This is a genomic window from Rhizobium sp. ZX09, assembly GCF_017357485.1.
GTDB lineage: Bacteria > Pseudomonadota > Alphaproteobacteria > Rhizobiales > Rhizobiaceae > Agrobacterium > Agrobacterium pusense.
In genome coordinates this window covers 1,413,427-1,433,235 of record NZ_CP031363.1, presented here as the reverse complement: position 1 = coordinate 1,433,235, position 19,809 = coordinate 1,413,427, and the positions used below count along the sequence as shown (strand labels likewise).

Sequence of the window (19,809 nt, the reverse complement as noted above, 5' to 3'; positions counted from 1 at the left end):
TCAAAGATGCCGACATGCCGGACTTGATCCGGCATCCATCCAGCCCAAGTCGTTGGGCTGAAAAGGACTATTCCCGTGGCGCAGTCGCGCGTCGACTGGATACCGGCTCAAGGCCGGGATGACGGTTCGGGGAGTGTTCTGCCTGAGCAAAATGAAGAGCGGGAGGAAAACATGCGGATTTTGCTGACAAACGACGACGGTATCCACGCCGAAGGGCTGGCCGTGCTGGAGCGTATCGCTCGCACGCTCTCCGACGACGTCTGGATCGTTGCGCCGGAGACAGACCAGAGCGGGCTTGCTCACTCCCTGACGCTGTCCGAGCCGTTGCGTCTTCGCAAGGTTTCCGACAAGCATTTCGCTCTGCGTGGCACGCCGACTGATTGCGTTATCATGGGCATTCGCGAGGTTCTGCCGGAAAAGCCGGATCTCGTCCTGTCAGGTGTCAATGCCGGCGCCAACATGGCCGATGACGTGACCTATTCCGGCACGATTGCCGGCGCCATTGAAGGTACGCTGCAGGGCGTGCGGTCTTTTGCGCTCAGCCAAGCCTTTAGCCATGCCGAAGGCCGCGTCGTGCCGTGGGAGGTGGCCGAGACCTATGCGCCCGATCTCATTCGCAAGCTCATCGATGTCGATCTGCCTGACGGCACCTTCCTCAATCTCAATTTTCCCAATTGCGCGCCAAAGGATGTGCAGGGCGTGTCCGTCACGGGGCAGGGCAAGCTCGATTTCGGCCTGACGGTGGAAGAACGCCAGGATGGCCGCGGTTTTCCCTATTACTGGCTGCGTTTCGGCGAACGCATGGGCACCTTCCGCGAAGGCACCGATATCCACGCCTTAAAGCATGGCAAGATTTCCGTCACGCCGCTGAAGCTTGACCTGACGGATTACACGGTGAAGGATCGGGTTGCGCAAGCGCTTGGATTCGGAGTCGCCGATTGAAATCTGCCATGGTCGAAAAGGAAGGTTTTGCAGCTCTCGTTCTGCGCTTGCGGGGCGAGGGGATTTCCGATCTCGACCTGCTGACGGCGGTTGAGCAGACGCCACGATCCAAATTCGTGCCGCCGCAATTTGCCGCCGACGCCTATTCCAGCCGCACCATCCCGATCGACTGCGGTTCCTTCATGGAAGGGGCCGACATGGCGGTGAAAATCCTCGCCCGCCTGCAGCTGAAACCCGGCCAGCGCGTGCTGGAAATCGGTACCGGCAGCGGTTTCATGACGGCGATCATTGCCCGCCGGGTTGAGCGCGTCTTTTCGCTGGAACGGTACAAGACGCTGGTGCAGCAGGCGCAAAACTGTCTCGATGATCTTGCAATCCGCAACGTCGTCATCCGCCAGGCGGATGGCAGCAACGGCCTGGTGGGTGAGGGCACTTTTGACCGAATCGTTTCCACGGCGGCGTTCACCACCATGCCCCGTTTCTTTGCCGAGCAGATCGTTTCCGGCGGCATGATGATCGCGCCGATCATCGTTGAAGGTGATCGCTGCGTGATGACGCGCTTTTCCAAGACCGGCAGCCGCTTCGAGAAGGAAGAACTGTTCGAGGCGCCCTACCTGCCGCTCAGCACCCATATTGCGCGTCATTTGTGACAAAATGAAAATTTTCGAGACATTGTATTTTGGTCTCCTAATGTTCTGAATTTTCGCAAACATCTGATTTTAAGAGATTTTATTGTTTCGTCATGGCGCATCCTCTCTTCGTCATGGTTATCGAAGTGTCAAAAAAGCGCCAAACGGCTTAACGTTTTAACGGCGTGGTAACACTAACGCGCTTTAATCATAAACATCGACGCATGGTTTTCCCCACCTCGGGAAATGGGCCTTGCAAGAATTGAAATTTGTGCCGGATCGATCTCGATGCGGCGGGTTGGCGTCAGTGTAGATCGAGTCATGCGTATGAGACATTCGTCTAAAATCGGAAAATCAGTCGCAAAAATGTTCGCAGCGGCATTGCTGGCAAGCGTCGCAACGGGCTGTAGCTCGGATGCAACGCGGTTCAGCGGCCTCTTTTCCAGTGGACCGGATCAGATGACCACGGCGTCAATTCCTGCCCGTCAGGGCGGCGGTGCTTACGGGCAGGCCCCGGTTCCGCAGGGCGACATGAATGGCGGTTACGCCTCTGCCGCGCCACAGGGAGGTTATGCCAACCAGAACATGGCCGGCAATTCCTATCCGCAGCAATCGGGTGGTTACGGTGGCGTTCAGCCGTCCACGGCCCGTGCCTCGGCCTCGCCGGTGCAGCGTTCCGAGCTGTCCGCGCCGACAGCCGTGGCGAGCCGCGATCCGTCGACCCGCAACGAAGCCATGGCCCAGCCTTTCCCGTCCGCCCAGCCCAAGGCCGCGCCGTCTCTGGCAGCGCCCGCACGGCAGGCTGCCGCACCCGCCGCTGACAACCTGACCACCGCGACCGTTCGTTCCGACAAAAACGGCTGGCACACCGATGGCGCCGCCTCCGTGACCCTGCGTCCCGGCGAAAGCATTGCGACCCTCTCCAACCGCTACGGCGTTCCGGAAAAGGAACTGCTGCGGGTCAATGGCCTGAAGACCGCTTCCGCCGCGCAGGCCGGCCAGTCGATCCTCATTCCGAAGTTCGGCCAGGTCCGCAACGCCGCCAAGGATGCCGCCGGCGATATTGCGCTCAACCGCAATGGCGACCAGCCGACACCGCTGCGTGCGCCGGATGGAAACGTGGCCGTGCTGCCGTCGCAGGCCGCCGCCCGTGACAAGGTTTCTGCTGAAGCTGGCAAACTGACGCCTCCGGGCGGCAAGCCGCTGCCGCCTTCTGGTGGCTACAAGGTTCAGCCGGGCGACAGCCTCGCCAAGATCGCCCGTGCAAACGGGGTGTCGGTGGCTGCTCTCAAGGCGGCAAACGGTCTCGGCAACGAAAGCATCCGCGTCGGCCAGACGCTCAACATGCCGGGTGCTTCGACGGATGCCATCAAGACCGCTTCCGTTCCCGCCAAGGAAGCCGCAAAGCCCGTCGAAACCGCATCCGTCAAGCCAGAGCCCTATAAGGCGCCGGCCGCCGCCGCCGCTCCGGCTGCGCCCGCAACTCCGGCCACCGCCAGTGTCAGCGATATCGAGAAAAAGGCCGACATGGCGTCGGTCGCACCGGAATCCACCGGCATCGGCAAATATCGCTGGCCGGTGCGCGGCGCGGTCATCAATAATTTCGGTGACAATGTCGAAGGCAGCCGCAACGACGGCATCAACATTTCGGTTCCCGAGGGCACGCCGATCAAGGCCGCTGAAAACGGTGTCGTCATCTATGCCGGCAATGGCCTGAAGCAGCTCGGCAACACGGTTCTTGTCCGCCATGACGACGGCAAGGTCACGGTATATGGCAACGCTGCCAATCTCGACGTGCAGCGTGGCCAGAAGGTTCAGCGCGGCCAGACCATCGCCACCTCGGGCATGACCGGCAGCGCCAAACGTCCGCAGGTTCACTTCGAAGTTCGCAAGGATGCGACGCCGGTGAACCCATCCACTTTCCTTGAATAGGTATTGCGTCTCAAGGAATGATGAAGCCGGGTGATGAGCCCGGCTTTTTCATTTTATGGGGTGATGCGTGCGGAAAAAGTTCTGGAATGGGTGCCTCGGGCTTAGTGGGCATTGGTTTCTCGCGGTTTTCTCCTCCGTCATGCCGGACCCGATCCGGCATCCAGCCGACGTGCGTCTGCGCGGCGGAATGAGTCTCCTCAGCCCAAGGACTTGGGCTGGCTGGATACCGGCTCAAGGCCGGTATGACGGATTTGGGATGCAGCCCAAGTCACGTCGAACCGCTACGTGTCTAACCCCTGACCAGACCCACCGTCGTCTCGATGAAGTCGGCAATCGCGCCGGTATCGTCGAGATCAAAAACCGGAAGCGCCGTGTCCGTCACCGCGTGATCGGCGGCAATGGCGACGATATGCGGATCGAGCGGCGCCAGCGGTTCCGTTTTCGCCGCCTCAACCCGGCGCGCTTCGATTTTCGGGACCGGTTCGTATTTATAACCTTCGATCAGCACCAGGTCGCACGGCGCGAGGCGGGAGAGGATGTCTTCGAAGAAGGGCTCCGGTTCGCCGCGCAATTCATGCATGATGGCGAAGCGGGTGCCGGAAACGATGGTGACCTCGTGCGCGCCGGCCTGCCGGTGACGCCAGCTATCGGCGCCGACCTTGTCAATATCGAAATCGTGATGGGCGTGCTTGATGGTGGAGACACGGTAGCCGCGCGCGGTCAGTTCGGTGACGATGCGCACGGCAAGACCAGTTTTGCCTGAGTTCTTCCAGCCGGCGATGCCAAAGACCTTTTGTGCCGTCATGCTTCCATGCTCTCCAGATAGCTGCGCGCCAGTGCAAGCTCATCCGGCGTGTTGATGTTGAAGAACGGATCGAGGCTGCCCTTTGCCGTTTCCAGCGGCGCAAAAGCAACCCCAATGGTGACATGCCGGGCAAGATAAGCGCGGATGCGCCGGTTGGCATCGTTCTTCAGCCATGCATCGAGATCATCGGCGAGAGCGACCGGCCACAACGCAAAGACCGGATGAAGCTGGCCGCTGGAGGCGGCAATGACGATTGCATTGTCGGACAGGTGTTCGCAAAGCCGCATCACAAGATCGTCAGGGAAAAACGGGCTGTCGGCGGGCGCTGTCAGAAAGTGGCTGACCGCGTCGCCGCGATGCTGGAAATGGCGCATGCCGGCCAGAACGCCCGCGAGCGGACCGGCGTGGCCGTTCAGCGTATCGGGCAGCAGCGGCAGGCCGAAACTTTCCGCCCAGCCATTGGCCGCATTGATGGTGACGTCGCAGACCTGCGGCGTGATGCGGCTGATGACATGGGACATGAGAGGCGCATCGCCCAATTGCACCATCGCCTTGTTGCTGCCCATACGCCGCGAAAGCCCACCGGCGAGTACCAGGCCCGGTATTTCAAAAGGGGCCGTCATTCCCGCTTTTCCTGCAGCCTTACGATATAGGTGGTGAGGAACGCGACAAGGCCGGTCGCCAGCATCACCAGAAGAAGCGGCCAGGTTCCATCCTCTTTTGAAAGAACCGAGGAGGCGAGAACCGAGAGTGCCGCGCCGCCGCCAATGGTCATGGCGCCGCCGAGACCGGAGGCTGAGCCAGCCAAATGCGGCTGGACGCTGACCATGCCGGCATTGGCGCTGGGCAGCGTCACGCCGTTGCCGACGCCGATCAGGGCGAGCGGCACAAAAAACGCATAGGCGCTTTCCGCCCCGACCGAGATCAGCGCGATGGCGGCGATGATGCCGGCAATGCCGATGACATTGCCCGACAGCATCATGCGGGTGATGCCGATTTCGCTGGCATAACGACCGGAGATGAAGTTGCCGAGCATGTATCCGCTGGCCATGAAGAAGAATTGCAGGCCGAGCATGGCCGGCGAAAGCCCATAAAGCACGCTGCCGACAAAAGGCGCGCCGCCGAGAAAGGAGAAGAACATGCCCGATGAGAAGGTCGAGGTCAGGGCGTAACCCCAGAACAGCGGCGAGCGCAGAAGTTCCGGCCAGGCATGGAACTGCTGCGAGAAGCTTGCCGATCTGTTGTGGTTGGTTTCGCCGAGATCGAGCCAGGCGAGCGCCAGGATGCCGAGGCCAAGCAGGCAGAGGAGGGCGAAGCTCGATTGCCAGCCCGAGATGTCATTGAGCAGGCCGCCAACCGTTGGTCCCACCATCGGCACCACGGACATGCCCATCGTCACATAGCCGATCATCGAGGCCGCCTGTTCCATGGGCACCATGTCGCGCACGATCGCGCGGGCGAGCACGAAGCCGGAAACGACGGCCGCCTGCGCCACGCGCCCGATCATGAAGACAGTGATATTGGGCGCCAGCATGCACACAAGCGTCGCTACGATCATGACGGCGATGCTGGCGAGCATGACGGGGCGGCGCCCGAAGAGGTCGGAGAGCGGGCCGATGACGAGCTGCAGGCAGGCGGTGGCGGCGAGATAACCCGAGACGGCGAATTGCATCACCGCGTAATCGGCCTCGAAATACACTGCCATCGTTGCAAGCGAGGGCAGGAACACATTCATGCACAGCGCCGCGACACCGGCGATGACGACCAGCGTGATGATGTGGGGTGGGGTGGTTCTGTCCAGAAAACGGCCGCCGTTCATGTCATTCTCCCGCCTCTTCCGTAACGGCAGCTTTCGTTACGGAAGCCGGCCGTACGGTGGTCACGGCAGTGGGGGTGGCGGCCGCGCGCTTGGCCATCTGCGAGCGCTTTCGGAGGCTTTCCCGGTAGAAGGTATAAAGGCCCGAACCGATGATGATCATGGCGCCGATGATGGTGTAATTGTCGATCTTCTCGTTGAAGAAGAATATGCCGATCATGAAACCCCAGAGCAGGCCGGTATAACGGAACGGCGCGACGAAGGAAATTTCGCCCGATCTCATCGACAATATGATCGCCTGGTAGCCGACCAGCACCAGAATGGCCGAGGCGGCCAGATGCGAGACGATCGTGACGTTCATGGGCTGCCAGCCGCCGAAGGGCAGGATCAAGAGGCCGCCCACTGCCATGTTGACGAAGGCGGTGATGACGGTGATCGCAAGCGAAGGCACATCGGCATACATTTTCCGCGTCAGCAGATCACGCGCGGCGGTGACGGCCAGCGATGCGACAACCAGCAGCGCGCCCGGCGTAAAGCCTTCCGGGCCGGGCCGGATGATGACGAGCACGCCGATGAAACCGACGATGATCGCCACCCAGCGCCGCCAGCCCACAGGTTCGCGCAGGAACAACGCCGCACCCAGCGTCACCACCAGCGGCAGGGACTGCAATATGGCCGAGGCATTGGAAAATTCGATGAGGCCGAGCGCCGTCAGATAAAGAACGGCGGCGGTCACCTCGCAGAGACAGCGCAGGATGATGATGGGGCGCAAAAGGGTTTTCAGGGGCCGGAGCGCGCCGAAATGCCGGGCCGCGATATAGATCAGCACCACGGTCATGATGCCGCGGACGAACATGATCTGACCGGTGTTGATGTAGGGGGTGACGGACTTCGTCAGCGCGTCGTTGGCCGTGAAGCTTGCCATTGCGAGCGCCATGAAAAGCGCGCCGCGCGTATTGTCCGTCAATGCCATTCCCAAATATCCCAGACCATGCGCGGTTTACTCCGTCCGCCCCTCCGGGCGATCTGGAGCCGCCGTTACGGCGCAACCACGCATTCCTCCATATAAAGAGACGTTGCACGGCAGAGCGGGCAATTCAACCGTTTATATGGGTGGGTGGATGAGAAAGACGTTCAGCCAGCCTCAGCCGCCTGTCACGCTCATATGGCGGGAGACTGCGGGTCGGTTGTGGGTGCGGTCGATGATGAAATCGTGTCCTTTCGGCTTGCGCAGAAGGGCTTCATCGATGGCGCTGGAAAGATAGGCGTCGCTGTCGGAAGCGCGCAGCGCCGTGCGCAGATCGGCAGCGTCGTCCTGGCCGAGACACATATAGAGCGTGCCGGTGCAGGTGAGACGGACACGATTGCAGCTTTCGCAGAAATTATGGGTCATGGGCGTGATGAAGCCCAGCCGGCCGCCGGTTTCCTTCACCGTCACGTAACGGGCCGGGCCGCCGGTCTGGTAATCGCTGTCGATGAGCGTGAAGCTCTGCTCGAGATCGCTGCGCAACTTTGAAAGCGGCAGATAACGGTCGGTGCGGTCTTCCTCGATCTCGCCCATCGGCATGGTCTCGATGACCGTCAGGTCCATGCCGCGGCCGTGGGCGAAGCGCATCAGCTCCGGCATTTCGGCATCGTTGAAGTCCTTCAGCGCAACGGCGTTGAGTTTCACCTTGATGCCTGCCGCCTGTGCGGCATCGAGCCCCTCCATCACCCGGTCGATATCCCCCCAGCGGGTGATATGGCGGAATTTATCGCTGTCGAGCGTATCGAGGGAGACATTGATGCGGCGCACGCCGCAATCGGCGAGTTCGGCTGCGAATTTCGCCAGCTGTGAGCCGTTGGTGGTCAGTGTCAATTCCTCGAGCGCACCGCTCTCGACATGCCGCCCGAGGTTCCTCACCAGGGACATGATGTTCTTGCGCACCAGCGGCTCACCGCCGGTCAGCCTGAGCTTGCGGACGCCGCGCGTTATGAAGACGGAACAGAGCCGGTCGAGTTCTTCGAGCGTCAGAAGGTCCTTCTTCGGCAGGAAGGTCATGTGTTCGGACATGCAGTAGGTACAGCGAAAATCGCAGCGGTCGGTCACGGAAACGCGCAGATAGGTGATGGCGCGGCCGAAAGGGTCCACCATCGGTGCGTTGTTTTCCGTCAGGAACTGCGCTTTTCCAAGCGATCCGGGGAAACTGTTCACGTCTCCATCCTCATTGCGCGATGTGCCCCTCAAATGATGTAGTGGCTTGCCTATCCTGAGGCAAGTCCGTAATTCTGACGCATGTGATGAGCTTGCGGAAGTGAAAAATGAGTGATGCCTGGCCGACAGAGCTGCTTGTGTCGAAAGACCGGCGCGAATTGACCGTTTCCTTCGACGATGGAAGCGTTTACCGGCTGAAGGCCGAGATGCTGCGCGTGCTTTCGCCTTCGGCAGAAGTGCAGGGCCACGGGCCGGGACAAAAGGTCACGGTGCCGGGCAAACGCGATGTCGCCATCCGCTCCATGGTCGCGACAGGCAACTATGCGGTGCGCATCGTTTTTGACGATGGCCATGACAGTGGCATTTACACCTGGAAATACCTGAAGGAACTGGGTGAGACCGGGGACAGGCTGTTTGCGGATTATGAACGGGAGCTCGCCGAAAAAGGCTTGAGCAGGGAGCCACGGTACCGTTAGGCGGACGCAAGGCCTGCGGCCCCCCCCCTCATTCCTGTGACAAGCACAGGAATGAGGGGGAGAAGGATAGCTGCCTCTGAAGCCCGCATGCCTGAGGGACAAGTAACCCGTTGAATCTGCGCATCGTCCTTCAGTAAAATCGTTTTCGCTTTTCACGCCGATGCGCTAGGAAGTGAGGGAGGGAACACCCTCGTCTTATTGATTTTCAGCGGGGTGGCGTGTGGCTGTAGAAGCGAACGGAAATGATCTGGCCCAGGTGGTCGTATTGCTGGCGGCAGGCGTTGTCGCCGCGCCGATCTTCAAGCGCATCGGCCTCGGCTCTGTGCTGGGTTATCTCGCCGCCGGCCTGGTGATCGGGCCTTACGGTCTTGGTTTCTTTTCCGATTCGCAGGCCATTTTGCACATAGCGGAACTCGGCGTGGTGATGTTCCTGTTCATCATCGGCCTTGAAATGCAGCCGTCGCGGCTGTGGTCCATGCGGCAGGATATTTTCGGGCTCGGCGCATTGCAGGTGCTGGTCTGCATGGGCGGCCTGACGTTGATCGGGGTCGGTCTCGGCTTTCCTGTCATCATGTCCTTCGTCGCTGGCACGGGCTTCGTGCTGACGTCGACGGCGATCGTCATGCAGATGCTGCAGGAGCGCAACAGCATGTCGAGCCTGAAGGGCCAGCGCATCATCGCCATCCTGCTGTTCGAGGATCTGGCCATCGTGCCGCTGCTGGCGCTCGTCGCCTTCCTCGGTTCGGGCGGGGAACATGTCACGGCGTCGGAGCGCTGGGTTTCCGTCGGCATTGCGCTTGCCGCCGTCGGTGCGCTCATCCTTGCCGGACGTTATCTGCTCAACCCGTTCTTCCGCCTGCTGGCGGCCTCCGGTGCGCGCGAGGTGATGACGGCTGCGGCGCTGCTGGTGGTGCTGGGTTCGGCGCTTCTGATGCAGGTCAGCGGCCTTTCCATGGCCATGGGCGCTTTCCTGGCCGGTGTGCTGCTGTCGGAATCCTCCTTCCGCCATCAGCTGGAGGCGGATATCGAGCCGTTTCGCGGCATTCTGCTCGGCCTGTTCTTCCTCGGCGTCGGCATGGCGATCGATCTTGCCGTCATTGCCTCCAACTGGCAATTGGTGCTGGTCAGTGTCGCCGGATACATGCTGCTCAAGGCCTTCCTCATCTATGGCGTGGCGCGGGCGCTCGGCACCACCAGGCGTGAAAGCCTGGAACGGGCGGTGCTGATGGCGCAGGGCGGCGAATTCGCCTTCGTGCTCTATTCGGCGGCTGTCAGCGCCGGCATTCTCGACCGGGAGGCCAATGCCATCCTGACGGCGACGATCATCATCTCCATGGTGCTGACGCCGCTGATGGTCATCCTGCATGACCGGCTGGTGCCGGCGGCGGTGCCCAATACTGACGATCTCGACGTGCCTGAAAATGTCGAGGGCAGCATTCTCCTGATCGGTTTCGGGCGTTTCGGTCAGATCGTCAGCCAGCCGCTTCTGGCGCGCGGTTACACGTTGTCGCTGATCGACAAGGATGCCGACTTCGTGCGCGATGCGGCGGAATTCGGTTTCAAGGTCTATTATGGCGATGGCTCGCGGGCGGAAATCCTCCATGCCGCCGGCGCCAGCACGGCGCGTGCTGTTCTCATCTGCGTCGACGACAAGGAAGCAGCCGTCCGGATCGCGGAGATCGTCAAACATGAATTCCCGCTGGTTCCGGTTCTTGCCCGCGCCTATGACCGCGGCCACGCCATCGATCTGCTGAAGGCCGGCGTGGATTACCAGATTCGCGAGACGCTGGAATCAGCGCTGAATTTCAGCGAGGAGGTTCTGGGCGCCATGGGCGAGGAGCGGGAAGACGCCGCCCGTCTGGTGGAGGAATTCCGCGACCGCGACGAGGAGCGTTTCGCCATGGAGGTCGTCGGCGGCATTTATGCCGGCCGTTCGCTGATCCGTGGCAACGCCCAGCCAGCCGATCTCGTCGCCGCGCGCACGGCGCGTGAGCGGGCGGAGCGGGAAAAGGCGGAAGCGGCGGAAGATTAAGGGATTGCGCCCGGCGGTGTCGCAGGGTGATTTCGAGGGATAGGAACTGACATGACGATCATTCGCACGGTCGAGGAATTAAAGGCCATCTATGACGGCACGAGCGAGGCATCCATCGCCAAGGTGACAGCCGCGCTGACGGCCGAATACAGGCTGATGATCGAAACGTCACCGTTTCTCGCTCTGGCGACGGTGGGGCCGGAGGGCATGGACTGTTCACCGCGCGGCGACAAGGGCGGTGTGGTGCGCGTGGCCGATGACAAGACCGTGCTGCTGCCGGACTGGCGCGGCAATAACCGCGTGGATTCGCTTCTCAACATCGTGCGGAATCCGCGCGTGGCGCTGATGTTCCTGATCCCCGGCTCGAATACGACCATGCGCATCAATGGCCGCGCCGTGGTTTCCGTTGACCCCACGTTGTTGCAGAGCTTCGAGATGGATGGCAAACATCCGCGCACCGTCATCGTGGTCACGATCGACGAAGTCTATTTCCAGTGTGCACGGGCGCTGATGCGGTCTGAATTGTGGAATCCCGACAATTTTGTCGACCCGTCGTCGCTTCCGACGCCGGGTCTGCTGCTCAAGGCGGCCAAGGCGGAATTCGATCAGGAGACCTATGATCGCGAATGGGCGGCGCGCGCGGCGAAGACGATGTGGTGAGGCTTCCCCCTCTCGCCTTCATTCCTATGCTTGTCAGGAATGAGGGTGGGGAGAGCGCTGTGTTTTTAATGCGCCCAAATCGGCGCAATTTGCCTCAAGTCCGATAAATCAGCCAGTTTTTGCCGGTATAGTTCTTCTGCATACCGTCCTCGTAGAAGACCGAGCGGTTCCGGCCGGTTTCCTTGGCGTGGTAGAGCGCCGTATCCGCATGGGCGTAAAGTTCGGTCGGATTGGTGGCCTGCGCGGCAGCGGCAAAACCGATCGAGATCGTTACCGTGCCGTAATCCGCGCCTGATCTGGAATTGCGGAAAGGTGTGCTCTCCAGCGACAGGCGGATGCGCTCGCACATCACCATGACTTCCTCCGGCGTATTGCCGTCGAGAATGATGGCGAATTCTTCGCCGCCGCTTCTGGCGACGAAGCCGTCCTTGCGGACATTGGCGCGAATGACCGAAGCGACGGTGGCCAGAATCTTGTCGCCGACCGGATGGCCGAACGTGTCGTTGATCCGCTTGAAGTGATCGATATCGAGCAGGACGAGCGACGTGTATTGCAGGCCGATGGAGGTGTCGTAAACGGTTGCCAGCCGGTCGTCGAAAGCCCGCCGGTTGGAAAGGCGGGTCAGCGAATCGGTATTGGCGATGCGCTTGTATTCATCCAGCTCCAGGCGCACCTGGTGCATTTCCTCGGCATGGCGGTTGACGTCGTTGAACGCCTTTTCGCCGTCGATGATCTTCGAGCCGGTGGCCTCGGCCAGCAACGCAATTGCGTTTCTCAGAATATTGCTGCTGGCGGCATTCTTGTCATCGATACGCTGCCGTGTCTCGCCGAGGATCCTGTTGTAGTTCTCGATGGAGGATTGTTCCCGCCGTAAGGTCCCCAGAAGGGCTTCCAGTTCGCGTCGCAGCTTTTCATGCGCATCGTCGATGAAACGCGCGGGACCGCCATCACCATAACGCGCGGACAGCTCGTCCAGATCCTCCTGCGTCACCCGGTTTCCCAGCGCCGCCAGATCCTTGGTCAGCGCGGGGTTCGAACCGATATAGGCTTCGTAGAAAAGGCTGTAGTTGCGCGGGATCGGCGAAACACCCATGCTCCGCATGGCGTGGGCAATCTGCCCGGCAATGTCGGGTCCCGTGGTCTTGGGCGTGGATGCCGTGTTCATCAAGAAACTCCAGTGAGTCTGCTTATAGACTATGATTATTATTATGGAGGCTGTTTTGGAAAGCTTAATTTATGGAGAACTAATTTTTATTGCAGGAAATTCCATTTTGTACGATTTTTATCTTATTTAATTGATAATTATAAGTAATTTTCATTTTTTGGAATTTTCGGAATTTTTGACCTCTACTATCCGCCTTGGTGACAGTTTCGCATTTATTCTGTCAATCCCGATAACGCTTTGCAGCTGATTTATTTTGGCACAGCAACGCGATTCGTGGAGAGGAAAAAAGCTCAAGGGGCGGGGAATTTCCATTCGCCAAGACATGGTTTTGGGTGCGCCGATATTTGTCGCCTCCAAAGGCGTAACGTTACAGTTTGTCTGGCGGACCTGAGGGGATTGAACGCGGCGCCGTTCCGGGCGATGTCAGCAGGCGGGTGTACAAATGCCTCATCCGAGTGCCGTGAAAGCGTGTTGTCTACGTTTGGCTGCGGGTTCAGGCCCTGAGTTTGATGACCGGGCATTCGGCCCCGGCGTCAGCCTGCGGCGCATGGGGAGGGCGTACGATCAGGACGTCGGAATGGGCCAAGATGTTCATCATGGATGAATCCTGTCTGGCGTAAGGTTCCGCCACGACCACGCCGCCTTGACCACCGCTAACCAGGCGGGCGCGAAGATAATCCTGGCGGTGGTCGTTGGCCTTCAGCGCCGTCGCGGTTCTTGCGGTCGCGATGCGTTGCGGGGGCAGGTGCCGGCCAATCCGGCTGACCAAGGGTTCGAGGAAAAGCAGACCACAAACGAGACTGGCCACGGGGTTTCCGGGCAGGCCGAGAACCTGCATGCTGCCGATGGAGCCCACCATCAGCGGTTTTCCCGGCCGCATGGCGATGCGCCAGAAATCGAGCTGCATGCCCTCCGCCTTCAATGCAGCCTGCACCAGATCGTGGTCTCCGACGGAGGCGCCGCCGAGTGTCACCAGCACATCAACCTTCGCCGCAACGGCCTCGCCGATGGCGGCGCGGATCAGCGCGTCATCATCGGGGATAATGCCGAGATCCAGTACCTCTGCACCGGCCTTGCGGGCCAGCGCGGCGACGCCGAAGGTGTTGGACGCGATGATCTGCGCCGGCTGCGGAACGCTTCCAGGCGGCAGCAACTCGTCGCCGGTGGCAAGGATGGCGATGCGCGGCCTGCGATAGACGGTAAGCGTGGCGTGGTTCGTCGCCGCCGCCAGCGTGAGATCGGCAAAGCCGAGTTCCCTTCCAGCCTCCAGCACCGTTTCGCCTTTGGTAAAATCCTGCCCGCGCGGTCGGATATGTCGCCCTGCGGTGACATCGAAGGCCGTGCGGATCTTTCCACCTTCCAGGATTTCGGCATCCTCCTGAATGAGGATCGTATCCGCACCCTGCGGCACGGGCGCGCCGGTGAAGATGCGCACGGCCTGTCCTTCACCCACCGTACCGGCAAAAGCATGACCGGCGGCGGCCTGCCCGATGACGGTGAGGACCGAGCCGATGGCCGGTGCATCGGCGCTGCGCAATGCATAACCGTCCATGGCTGAGGCATCGAAGGGGGGCTGGGTGAGGCTTGCGATGAGATCGACCGAGAGAACGCGGCCGTCGCATTCGGCGAGCGGCAGAGTTTCGGTGTCGGTGACCGGAACCGCTGCGTCCAGAAGGCGCGCGATGGCCTCATCCACGGGCAGCAGCGGCTTCATTCAGTTCTCCTGTCGCCCGAAATCGCTGGCTTTGAAATCACCGGATTTGCCGCCGCTCTTTTCAAGCAGGCGGATATTGATGATCTCCATCGCCTTGTCGGCGGCCTTCGCCATGTCATAGATCGTCAGGCAGGCGATGGAGACGGCGGTCAGCGCTTCCATTTCCACGCCGGTCTTGCCTGACAGTTTCACCCTGGCCTCAACGCGGAGGCCGGGCAGGGTGGCATCTTCGGTGATGTCCACCGCCACCTTGGTCAGCATCAGCGGGTGGCAGAGCGGAATGAGATTGGCGGTCTGCTTCGCGGCCATGATGCCGGCCAGCCGTGCGGTGCCGATGACATCGCCCTTCTTGGCGTTGCCGTCGTGGATAAGCGCCAGCGTTTCCGGCTTCATTTTCACGAAGCCTTCGGCCACCGCAACACGCACGGTTTCCGCCTTGTCGCCAACATCGACCATATGCGCTTCACCGGCCGCGTCGATATGGGTGAGCTTCTGGTCGTCGCTCATCCGGGTTTATTCCGCTGCCAGAATGCCGGACTGGCCCGTCAGCAGCGCCTTGGTGGCCGCCGTCACATCGTCCTTGCGCATCAGGCTTTCACCGACGAGGAAGGTGCTGATGCCGCTTTTTTTCAGGCGCTGGCAATCCTCGAAGGTGAAGATGCCGCTTTCGCCCACCAGCAGCCTGTCGGCGGGCACCAGTCCCGCCAGCCTTTCGCTGGTTTCGAGGCCAACCTCGAAAGTGCGGAGATTACGATTGTTGATGCCGAAAAGCGGCGAGTCGAGCTTCAGCGCCCGTTCCGTTTCCTCTTCGTCGTGCACTTCGATCAGCACATCCATGCCAAGCGCAAAAGCCTCGTCTTCCAGCCGTTTCGCGTCGTCATCCGACAGCGAGGCCATGATGAGGAGAATGCAGTCCGCGCCCCAGGCGCGGGCTTCGTGCACCTGATAGGTGTCGAACATGAAATCCTTGCGCAGCGCGGGCAGGGCGCAGGCGTTGCGGGCGGCGGTCAGGAACTCCGCAGCGCCTTGAAAGCTCGGCCTGTCTGTCAGGACAGAAAGACATGCAGCGCCGCCAGCCTCATAGGCCGCAGCCAGCGCCGGCGGATCGAAATCGGGGCGGATGAGGCCCTTGGAGGGGCTGGCCTTCTTGATTTCGGCGATAAGGCCGAACTTGCCCTCGGCCTGCTTTGTTTTCAGCGCCCTGTAAAAACCGCGGGGTGCGCTCTGGTCGGCAGCCATGGCCTTCAGATCGGCCAGTGAAACCTTCGCCTTGGCGGCGGCGATTTCTTCGAGCTTGTAAGTCTCGATCTTCTTGAGAATGTCGCTCATGATCTCGCTCTCATTCCTCGTTTGATACGGCGACCAGACGCTCCAGCGCGGCGGCGGCCTTGCCGCTGTCGAGGGCATCGCTGGCAATCGTCATGGCCTGGCCAAGCGTTTCCGCCTTGCCGGCGATGACAAGCGCTGCGGCTGCGTTGCAAAGCGATACGTCGCGATAGGCATTGCGCTTGCCTGAAAGAACCTCGCGCAGCGCCGCCGCATTGGCAATGCCGTCGCCGCCCTTGAGGTCGTCCATCCGCGCCGGCTCAACGCCGAAATCTTTCGGGGTCAGCTCGAAGGTGCGGATATTGCCGCCTTCGAGCGCCGCCACACGGGTGACGCCCGTGGTGGTGACTTCATCCATGCCGTCGCCATGCACGACCCAGATGCTTTCTGAACCCAGATCACGCAGCACTTCGGCAAGCGGCACCAGCCAGCGTGGCGAAAACACGCCGAGCAATTGCCGTTTTGCGCCGGCCGGGTTGGAGAGGGGGCCGAGCAGGTTGAAGATCGTGCGCGTACCGAGTTCGACGCGGCTCGGGCCAACGTGGCGCATGGCGGAATGGTGCATCTGCGCGAACATGAAGCCGAGACCCGCCTCGCTGATGCAGCGGGCGATGAGATCGGGACCTATATCGAGCTTCACGCCGAGTGCGGAAAGCGCATCTGCCGTGCCGGATTTGGAACTCAATGCCCGGTTGCCATGCTTGGCGACCGGCAGGCCCGTGCCGGCGACGATGATCGAGGCGAGTGTCGAGATGTTGTAGGTGCCGATGCCGTCACCGCCGGTGCCGACGATATCGATGGCATTGGCGGGGGCGGAAACCGGCAACATCCGGGAACGCATGGAGGAGACGGCGCCGACGATTTCGTCGACCGTTTCACCGCGCACGCGCAGCGCCATCAGGAAACCGCCGATCTGCGACGGCGTGGCTTCGCCCGACATCAGAATGTCGAAAGCCGTGCGCGCATCCTCGCGGTTCAGGCTTTCTCCATTCGCGACCCTGGCGATCAGCGGCTTCAGTTCGGCCATCTCGTCGCCTCCCGGGTTAGAAGCCGACCATCGCCTGATCGGCGAGGGCCTGGTTGATCGTCACACCATAGTCATTCTGCAGGCGGTTGACCATCTGGTCCAGCATGTCGTCGCCGGCCGCGCGGGCAATGGCGGCAAACTGCTGGTCGTCATTGGCGAGCGCGTCCGGCGTCGCGTTGGTGTCGACAGAGGTGACCTTGAAGAGGATGCGGCTGGAACCATCGGCATCGGCCGCGGTGCCGACCACGCCTTCGGCGCCCGAGAAGACGGCGGCGATGGTCTGGCGACCGAAAATCGCATCTTCGCTGGTGCGGCGCAGGCCGGATTTCTGTTCGACTGCAAGGCTCAGCTCACCCGCGACAGCCTCCAGCGTCTCGCCCTTTTCAACGCGGGCCTTCAGCTCGTCGGCCTTGGCGGCAAGTGCGGTGCGCTGCTGCTCTGCCGTCCAGTCGGCCACGACATCGTCGCGGACTTCGGCAAGCGTGCGGTCGCGGGCAGGGATGATCTGCTCGACGTCGAACCAGATGTAACCTTCGCGGCCGAGATTGATCGGCAGGGCCTCGGTTCCGGGTTCGGTCTTGAACACGTCCTGGGCGAGCTGCGGGGAGGGCAGGCCTTCGACCGCATCGCCCTTTTCGTCGAGACCGGCTGCGTCGATGGCGGCAATGGTGACCGGTTTCAGGTTCAACTGCTGTGCGGCGTCCGCAAGCGAAGAACCGCCGGCGCGCAGATCCTCGTAACGGTCGTGCACATTGGTGATTTCTTCCGCGGCGGCAGCGGTGGCGAGATCCTTGCGGATGTCTTCCTTTGCCTCTTCCAGCGTGCGGGTGGTTTCCGGCTTGATGCCCGTGACGCGCAGAAGTACCGGGCCGAACGAACCTTCAACCACTGGCGAAACGCCCCCATCCTTCTGGATGGCAAAAGCGGCATCGGCAATCGACTGGTCGGGGATGGTATCCTTTGTGAATTCGCCAAGCGTGACGTCGGACGGCGTCTTGCCCTGATCCTTCACCACCTGGTCATAGGTGGTGTTGCCGAGCCTGATCTGCTCGGCGGCGGCGGCGGCCATTTCCTTGTCCGGGAAGGTCAGCTGCTCGACCGTGCGGCGGCCGGCGGTGCGGAAGCTGTCCTTGTGGCTGTTATAATAATCGGCGATCTGGGCGTCCGTTACCGAGGCTGGCTCCGCGATGTCGGAAGGTTCCAGCTTCACATAGGTGAATTTGCGGAATTCCGGCGCGCGATATTTCGTCTTGTTCGTCTCGAACCAGGGGGCGAGCACGTCGTCGCCGGGGGCCTTGACCGGCGGGATGACGGCGTTCGAAAGAATGACATAATCAACGGCGCGCTGCTCGTTGCGATATTGCTTCAGGGCATCCACGAGAACCTGCGGTGCGGCAAAACCGTCCGAGACGGCTTCAACGATCTGGCTGCGCACGGCGACCTTGCTGCGTTCCTTGATGTAGTCGTCCTCGCGGAAACCGGAATTGCGCAGGCGCTCCGTAAAGAGGTTGCGGTCGAACTGGCCATTGACCGATTTAAAGGCGGGGTCTTCGGCAATGAGTTTGGCAAGACGGTCTTCCGAAAGACCGAGGTTCATCTTCGAAGCGAGTTCGTCAAGCGATGCCCCGGCTGCAAGCTGGCTGAAGACCTGGCGGTCGATGCCGAAGGCCTTGGCCTGTTCGGTCGTCAGCCTTGTGCCGAACTGGCGGCTGAGATCGGAAATCTGCCGCTGATAGGCGAGGCGGAATTCCTCCGGGCTGACCGTCTGGTCACCTACCGTCATGACGGCGTGGGAATTGGCGGTGACAAGCGATGCGGAAACGCCCCAGATGCCAAAAGAAACAACAAGCAGGAGAAGCAGCAGCTTGGCTGCCATGGTTCGAGAAGCATTTCTCAGGGAATCGAGCATCGTTATGCAAACCTCACAGGAACGTCATCGCGGTCGCCGGCTGTCCGGCCCGCAACGTATCGGCGTTCCTTAAATCAATCCATTCGGAAATTGAAGGGAATTTCCCTTGGAAAAACGGGGTTTTGAAAACGGTTGTGTGATTGGAGGCGCCGAAATGGAGGCAACGGATGGATATCAGCGGCATCCACACCGTCATTCCTGTGCTTGTGACAGGAATCGAGCCCGCCCAAGTCCTTGGGCTGAAAAGAGTCTTTCCGTCGCACAGACGTGTGTTGACTGGATTCCCGTGAAAAGCACAGGAACGAGGGCGGCCATCGCAGGCCTTTCAAAACAAAACCGCCCGGAGGCTCCAGGGCGGCTGAGAACAATCATTTTTAAAAGCGGATTTATGCCAGCCTGCCGCACTCAGAAAGCGCGGTCGCGCCGGATCATCGCCTTGAACTCCTCGTCCTCGCGTCGCATCTCGGCGACGACAGAGATCATTGACATCACGAACATTACGCTGATCAGGGCAAGAAGCATCGTCAGAAATGTGAACATGATGTCGTCTCCGGAGTTTCGAGAGTTTCTCCCCGTTATCAGTAATAATTCATATACTGGTAGCGGGCGGTCAGTTGCGGATAGTCAGGTCCAAGCTTTTCAGGCTTCTGTTCATAAAGGCTAAACGTCGTTGCTACCATTGCGATAACCAGAACTGTCCAGGCGGTGCTGATGACGCTGATTTTCGCCGAAGTAGACTGTTTTTCTCTTACAAACATTTGTCTGTTCCTTTGGTTTCTTGTTAACGCACCATGTCCGATCATGTTCCGCGTCAATCATAAAAATCGATTAGCATCGCCCCGGTGAAACTTCCTTGAATGGCTCGTTCATCTGGCGTTCAGGAAACTGGCTGAGGCCGTCATTCGAGGAAAAGATACTCGGCTGCGAATGACGAGATGACCGAAACGACGATCATGAAGGCCAGCATTTTCGATTCTCCGGTTGCTTAACGGGCGAAAGGCGTTTCGGTTTCCCGATGCTGTGCAATTAAACAAAATGGCTCTGAAACCGCACTGAACGGCCCGTTCATCGGGGGTTCACGGCACGGCCGCGCTTGTGAGGGGTGGTTATAAAGTCTTGCGCCGCGTGCTTCTCCATGACAAAAGGCGGCACATATGCTGAAGCGTCGAGACGCGCCCACCA

General features: G+C 60.6%; 19 protein-coding genes. 6 read left to right on the top strand and 13 right to left on the bottom strand.

The features are described from left to right. Positions 1-171: 171 nt before the first annotated feature. The 3 genes from surE (at position 172) to BTN45_RS07095 (ending at position 3,503) form a co-directional block, all read left to right on the top strand. Positions 172-942, top strand: coding sequence for a 5'/3'-nucleotidase SurE (gene surE / locus BTN45_RS07105; protein WP_004442133.1), 771 nt, complete (start codon positions 172-174; stop codon positions 940-942). Beyond that, a complete protein-coding gene (locus tag BTN45_RS07100) occupies positions 939-1,592 on the top strand; it encodes a protein-L-isoaspartate(D-aspartate) O-methyltransferase (protein WP_022556269.1) in 654 nt (217 codons plus the stop codon). The genes surE and BTN45_RS07100 overlap by 4 nt, the downstream gene beginning before the upstream one ends. Before the next feature lie 345 nt (positions 1,593-1,937). Further along, on the top strand, positions 1,938-3,503 hold the full coding sequence (locus BTN45_RS07095; protein ID WP_037093448.1) for a peptidoglycan DD-metalloendopeptidase family protein: 1,566 nt from the start codon (positions 1,938-1,940) through the stop codon (positions 3,501-3,503). A gap of 289 nt (positions 3,504-3,792) precedes the next feature. Here BTN45_RS07095 and mobB read toward each other — a convergent pair whose 3' ends face one another. The 5 genes from mobB to moaA all read right to left on the bottom strand — a co-directional run bounded on the left by mobB (position 3,793) and on the right by moaA (position 8,318). Next, positions 3,793-4,308 carry a molybdopterin-guanine dinucleotide biosynthesis protein B gene (gene mobB / locus BTN45_RS07090; RefSeq protein ID WP_173614677.1) on the bottom strand — a complete coding sequence of 172 codons (516 nt, stop codon included), beginning with the start codon at positions 4,306-4,308 and terminating at the stop codon, positions 3,793-3,795. Further along, positions 4,305-4,931 (bottom strand): molybdenum cofactor guanylyltransferase MobA, encoded by a 627-nt coding sequence (gene mobA, locus BTN45_RS07085; protein WP_173614676.1) that lies wholly within the window; start codon positions 4,929-4,931, stop codon positions 4,305-4,307. The genes mobB and mobA overlap by 4 nt, the downstream gene beginning before the upstream one ends. Further along, positions 4,928-6,127: a multidrug effflux MFS transporter gene (locus tag BTN45_RS07080; protein WP_173614675.1), complete on the bottom strand. Its 1,200-nt coding sequence runs from the start codon at positions 6,125-6,127 to the stop codon at positions 4,928-4,930. The genes mobA and BTN45_RS07080 overlap by 4 nt, the downstream gene beginning before the upstream one ends. A gap of 1 nt (position 6,128) precedes the next feature. Further along, entirely contained in the window at positions 6,129-7,097 is a 969-nt protein-coding gene (locus BTN45_RS07075) for a DMT family transporter (RefSeq protein ID WP_045533712.1), read from the bottom strand. Between the two features lie 171 nt (positions 7,098-7,268). Next, positions 7,269-8,318, bottom strand: a complete 1,050-nt coding sequence (moaA, locus tag BTN45_RS07070; protein WP_044460021.1) for a GTP 3',8-cyclase MoaA — start codon at positions 8,316-8,318, stop codon at positions 7,269-7,271. Between the two features lie 107 nt (positions 8,319-8,425). On the opposite strand from moaA, the gene BTN45_RS07065 reads away from it, so the two are divergent. The 3 genes from BTN45_RS07065 to BTN45_RS07055 all read left to right on the top strand — a co-directional run bounded on the left by BTN45_RS07065 (position 8,426) and on the right by BTN45_RS07055 (position 11,486). Then, positions 8,426-8,794, top strand: a complete 369-nt coding sequence (locus BTN45_RS07065; RefSeq protein ID WP_004442123.1) for a gamma-butyrobetaine hydroxylase-like domain-containing protein — start codon at positions 8,426-8,428, stop codon at positions 8,792-8,794. Between the two features lie 220 nt (positions 8,795-9,014). Then, on the top strand, positions 9,015-10,826 hold the full coding sequence (locus BTN45_RS07060) for a monovalent cation:proton antiporter-2 (CPA2) family protein (RefSeq protein WP_037093460.1): 1,812 nt from the start codon (positions 9,015-9,017) through the stop codon (positions 10,824-10,826). A gap of 51 nt (positions 10,827-10,877) precedes the next feature. Beyond that, a complete protein-coding gene (locus BTN45_RS07055; protein ID WP_207589534.1) occupies positions 10,878-11,486 on the top strand; it encodes a pyridoxamine 5'-phosphate oxidase family protein in 609 nt (202 codons plus the stop codon). Positions 11,487-11,580: 94 nt separating this feature from the next. Here BTN45_RS07055 and BTN45_RS07050 read toward each other — a convergent pair whose 3' ends face one another. The 8 genes from BTN45_RS07050 to BTN45_RS07020 form a co-directional block, all read right to left on the bottom strand. Next, the gene (locus BTN45_RS07050; RefSeq protein WP_207589533.1) at positions 11,581-12,651 is read right to left on the bottom strand and encodes a GGDEF domain-containing protein; all 1,071 of its coding nucleotides are present in this window, start codon (positions 12,649-12,651) and stop codon (positions 11,581-11,583) included. A gap of 493 nt (positions 12,652-13,144) precedes the next feature. Then, positions 13,145-14,365 (bottom strand): gephyrin-like molybdotransferase Glp, encoded by a 1,221-nt coding sequence (gene glp / locus BTN45_RS07045; protein ID WP_207589532.1) that lies wholly within the window; start codon positions 14,363-14,365, stop codon positions 13,145-13,147. Beyond that, entirely contained in the window at positions 14,366-14,872 is a 507-nt protein-coding gene (gene moaC / locus BTN45_RS07040) for a cyclic pyranopterin monophosphate synthase MoaC (RefSeq protein ID WP_004442115.1), read from the bottom strand. Between the two features lie 6 nt (positions 14,873-14,878). Then, positions 14,879-15,694, bottom strand: a complete 816-nt coding sequence (trpC, locus tag BTN45_RS07035) for an indole-3-glycerol phosphate synthase TrpC (protein WP_207589531.1) — start codon at positions 15,692-15,694, stop codon at positions 14,879-14,881. Between the two features lie 10 nt (positions 15,695-15,704). Beyond that, entirely contained in the window at positions 15,705-16,718 is a 1,014-nt protein-coding gene (gene trpD / locus BTN45_RS07030) for an anthranilate phosphoribosyltransferase (protein WP_173614671.1), read from the bottom strand. A 16-nt stretch (positions 16,719-16,734) separates the two neighbouring features. Then, on the bottom strand, positions 16,735-18,627 hold the full coding sequence (locus BTN45_RS07025; protein WP_022556257.1) for a peptidyl-prolyl cis-trans isomerase: 1,893 nt from the start codon (positions 18,625-18,627) through the stop codon (positions 16,735-16,737). A gap of 405 nt (positions 18,628-19,032) precedes the next feature. Beyond that, complete coding sequence (locus tag BTN45_RS26630; protein WP_004442104.1) at positions 19,033-19,167, bottom strand: hypothetical protein; 135 nt, start codon at positions 19,165-19,167, stop codon at positions 19,033-19,035. A gap of 38 nt (positions 19,168-19,205) precedes the next feature. After that, on the bottom strand, positions 19,206-19,385 hold the full coding sequence (locus tag BTN45_RS07020; RefSeq protein ID WP_004442101.1) for a hypothetical protein: 180 nt from the start codon (positions 19,383-19,385) through the stop codon (positions 19,206-19,208). Between the last annotated feature and the right edge of the window lie 424 nt (positions 19,386-19,809).

What these genes read in the sequence shown, in the direction of transcription:
- surE (WP_004442133.1), top strand. Translation starts at nt 172, where the DNA reads ATGCGGATTTTGCTGACAAACGACGACGGTATCCACGCCGAAGGGCTG.
- BTN45_RS07095 (WP_037093448.1), top strand. Translation starts at nt 1,938, where the DNA reads ATGTTCGCAGCGGCATTGCTGGCAAGCGTCGCAACGGGCTGTAGCTCG.
- mobB (WP_173614677.1), bottom strand. Translation starts at nt 4,308, where the DNA reads ATGACGGCACAAAAGGTCTTTGGCATCGCCGGCTGGAAGAACTCAGGC.
- mobA (WP_173614676.1), bottom strand. Translation starts at nt 4,931, where the DNA reads ATGACGGCCCCTTTTGAAATACCGGGCCTGGTACTCGCCGGTGGGCTT.
- BTN45_RS07080 (WP_173614675.1), bottom strand. Translation starts at nt 6,127, where the DNA reads ATGAACGGCGGCCGTTTTCTGGACAGAACCACCCCACCCCACATCATC.
- BTN45_RS07075 (WP_045533712.1), bottom strand. Translation starts at nt 7,097, where the DNA reads ATGGCATTGACGGACAATACGCGCGGCGCGCTTTTCATGGCGCTCGCA.
- BTN45_RS07065 (WP_004442123.1), top strand. Translation starts at nt 8,426, where the DNA reads ATGAGTGATGCCTGGCCGACAGAGCTGCTTGTGTCGAAAGACCGGCGC.
- BTN45_RS07055 (WP_207589534.1), top strand. Translation starts at nt 10,878, where the DNA reads ATGACGATCATTCGCACGGTCGAGGAATTAAAGGCCATCTATGACGGC.
- BTN45_RS07050 (WP_207589533.1), bottom strand. Translation starts at nt 12,651, where the DNA reads ATGAACACGGCATCCACGCCCAAGACCACGGGACCCGACATTGCCGGG.
- glp (WP_207589532.1), bottom strand. Translation starts at nt 14,365, where the DNA reads ATGAAGCCGCTGCTGCCCGTGGATGAGGCCATCGCGCGCCTTCTGGAC.
- moaC (WP_004442115.1), bottom strand. Translation starts at nt 14,872, where the DNA reads ATGAGCGACGACCAGAAGCTCACCCATATCGACGCGGCCGGTGAAGCG.
- trpC (WP_207589531.1), bottom strand. Translation starts at nt 15,694, where the DNA reads ATGAGCGACATTCTCAAGAAGATCGAGACTTACAAGCTCGAAGAAATC.
- trpD (WP_173614671.1), bottom strand. Translation starts at nt 16,718, where the DNA reads ATGGCCGAACTGAAGCCGCTGATCGCCAGGGTCGCGAATGGAGAAAGC.
- BTN45_RS07025 (WP_022556257.1), bottom strand. Translation starts at nt 18,627, where the DNA reads ATGCTCGATTCCCTGAGAAATGCTTCTCGAACCATGGCAGCCAAGCTG.
- BTN45_RS26630 (WP_004442104.1), bottom strand. Translation starts at nt 19,167, where the DNA reads ATGTTCACATTTCTGACGATGCTTCTTGCCCTGATCAGCGTAATGTTC.
- BTN45_RS07020 (WP_004442101.1), bottom strand. Translation starts at nt 19,385, where the DNA reads ATGTTTGTAAGAGAAAAACAGTCTACTTCGGCGAAAATCAGCGTCATC.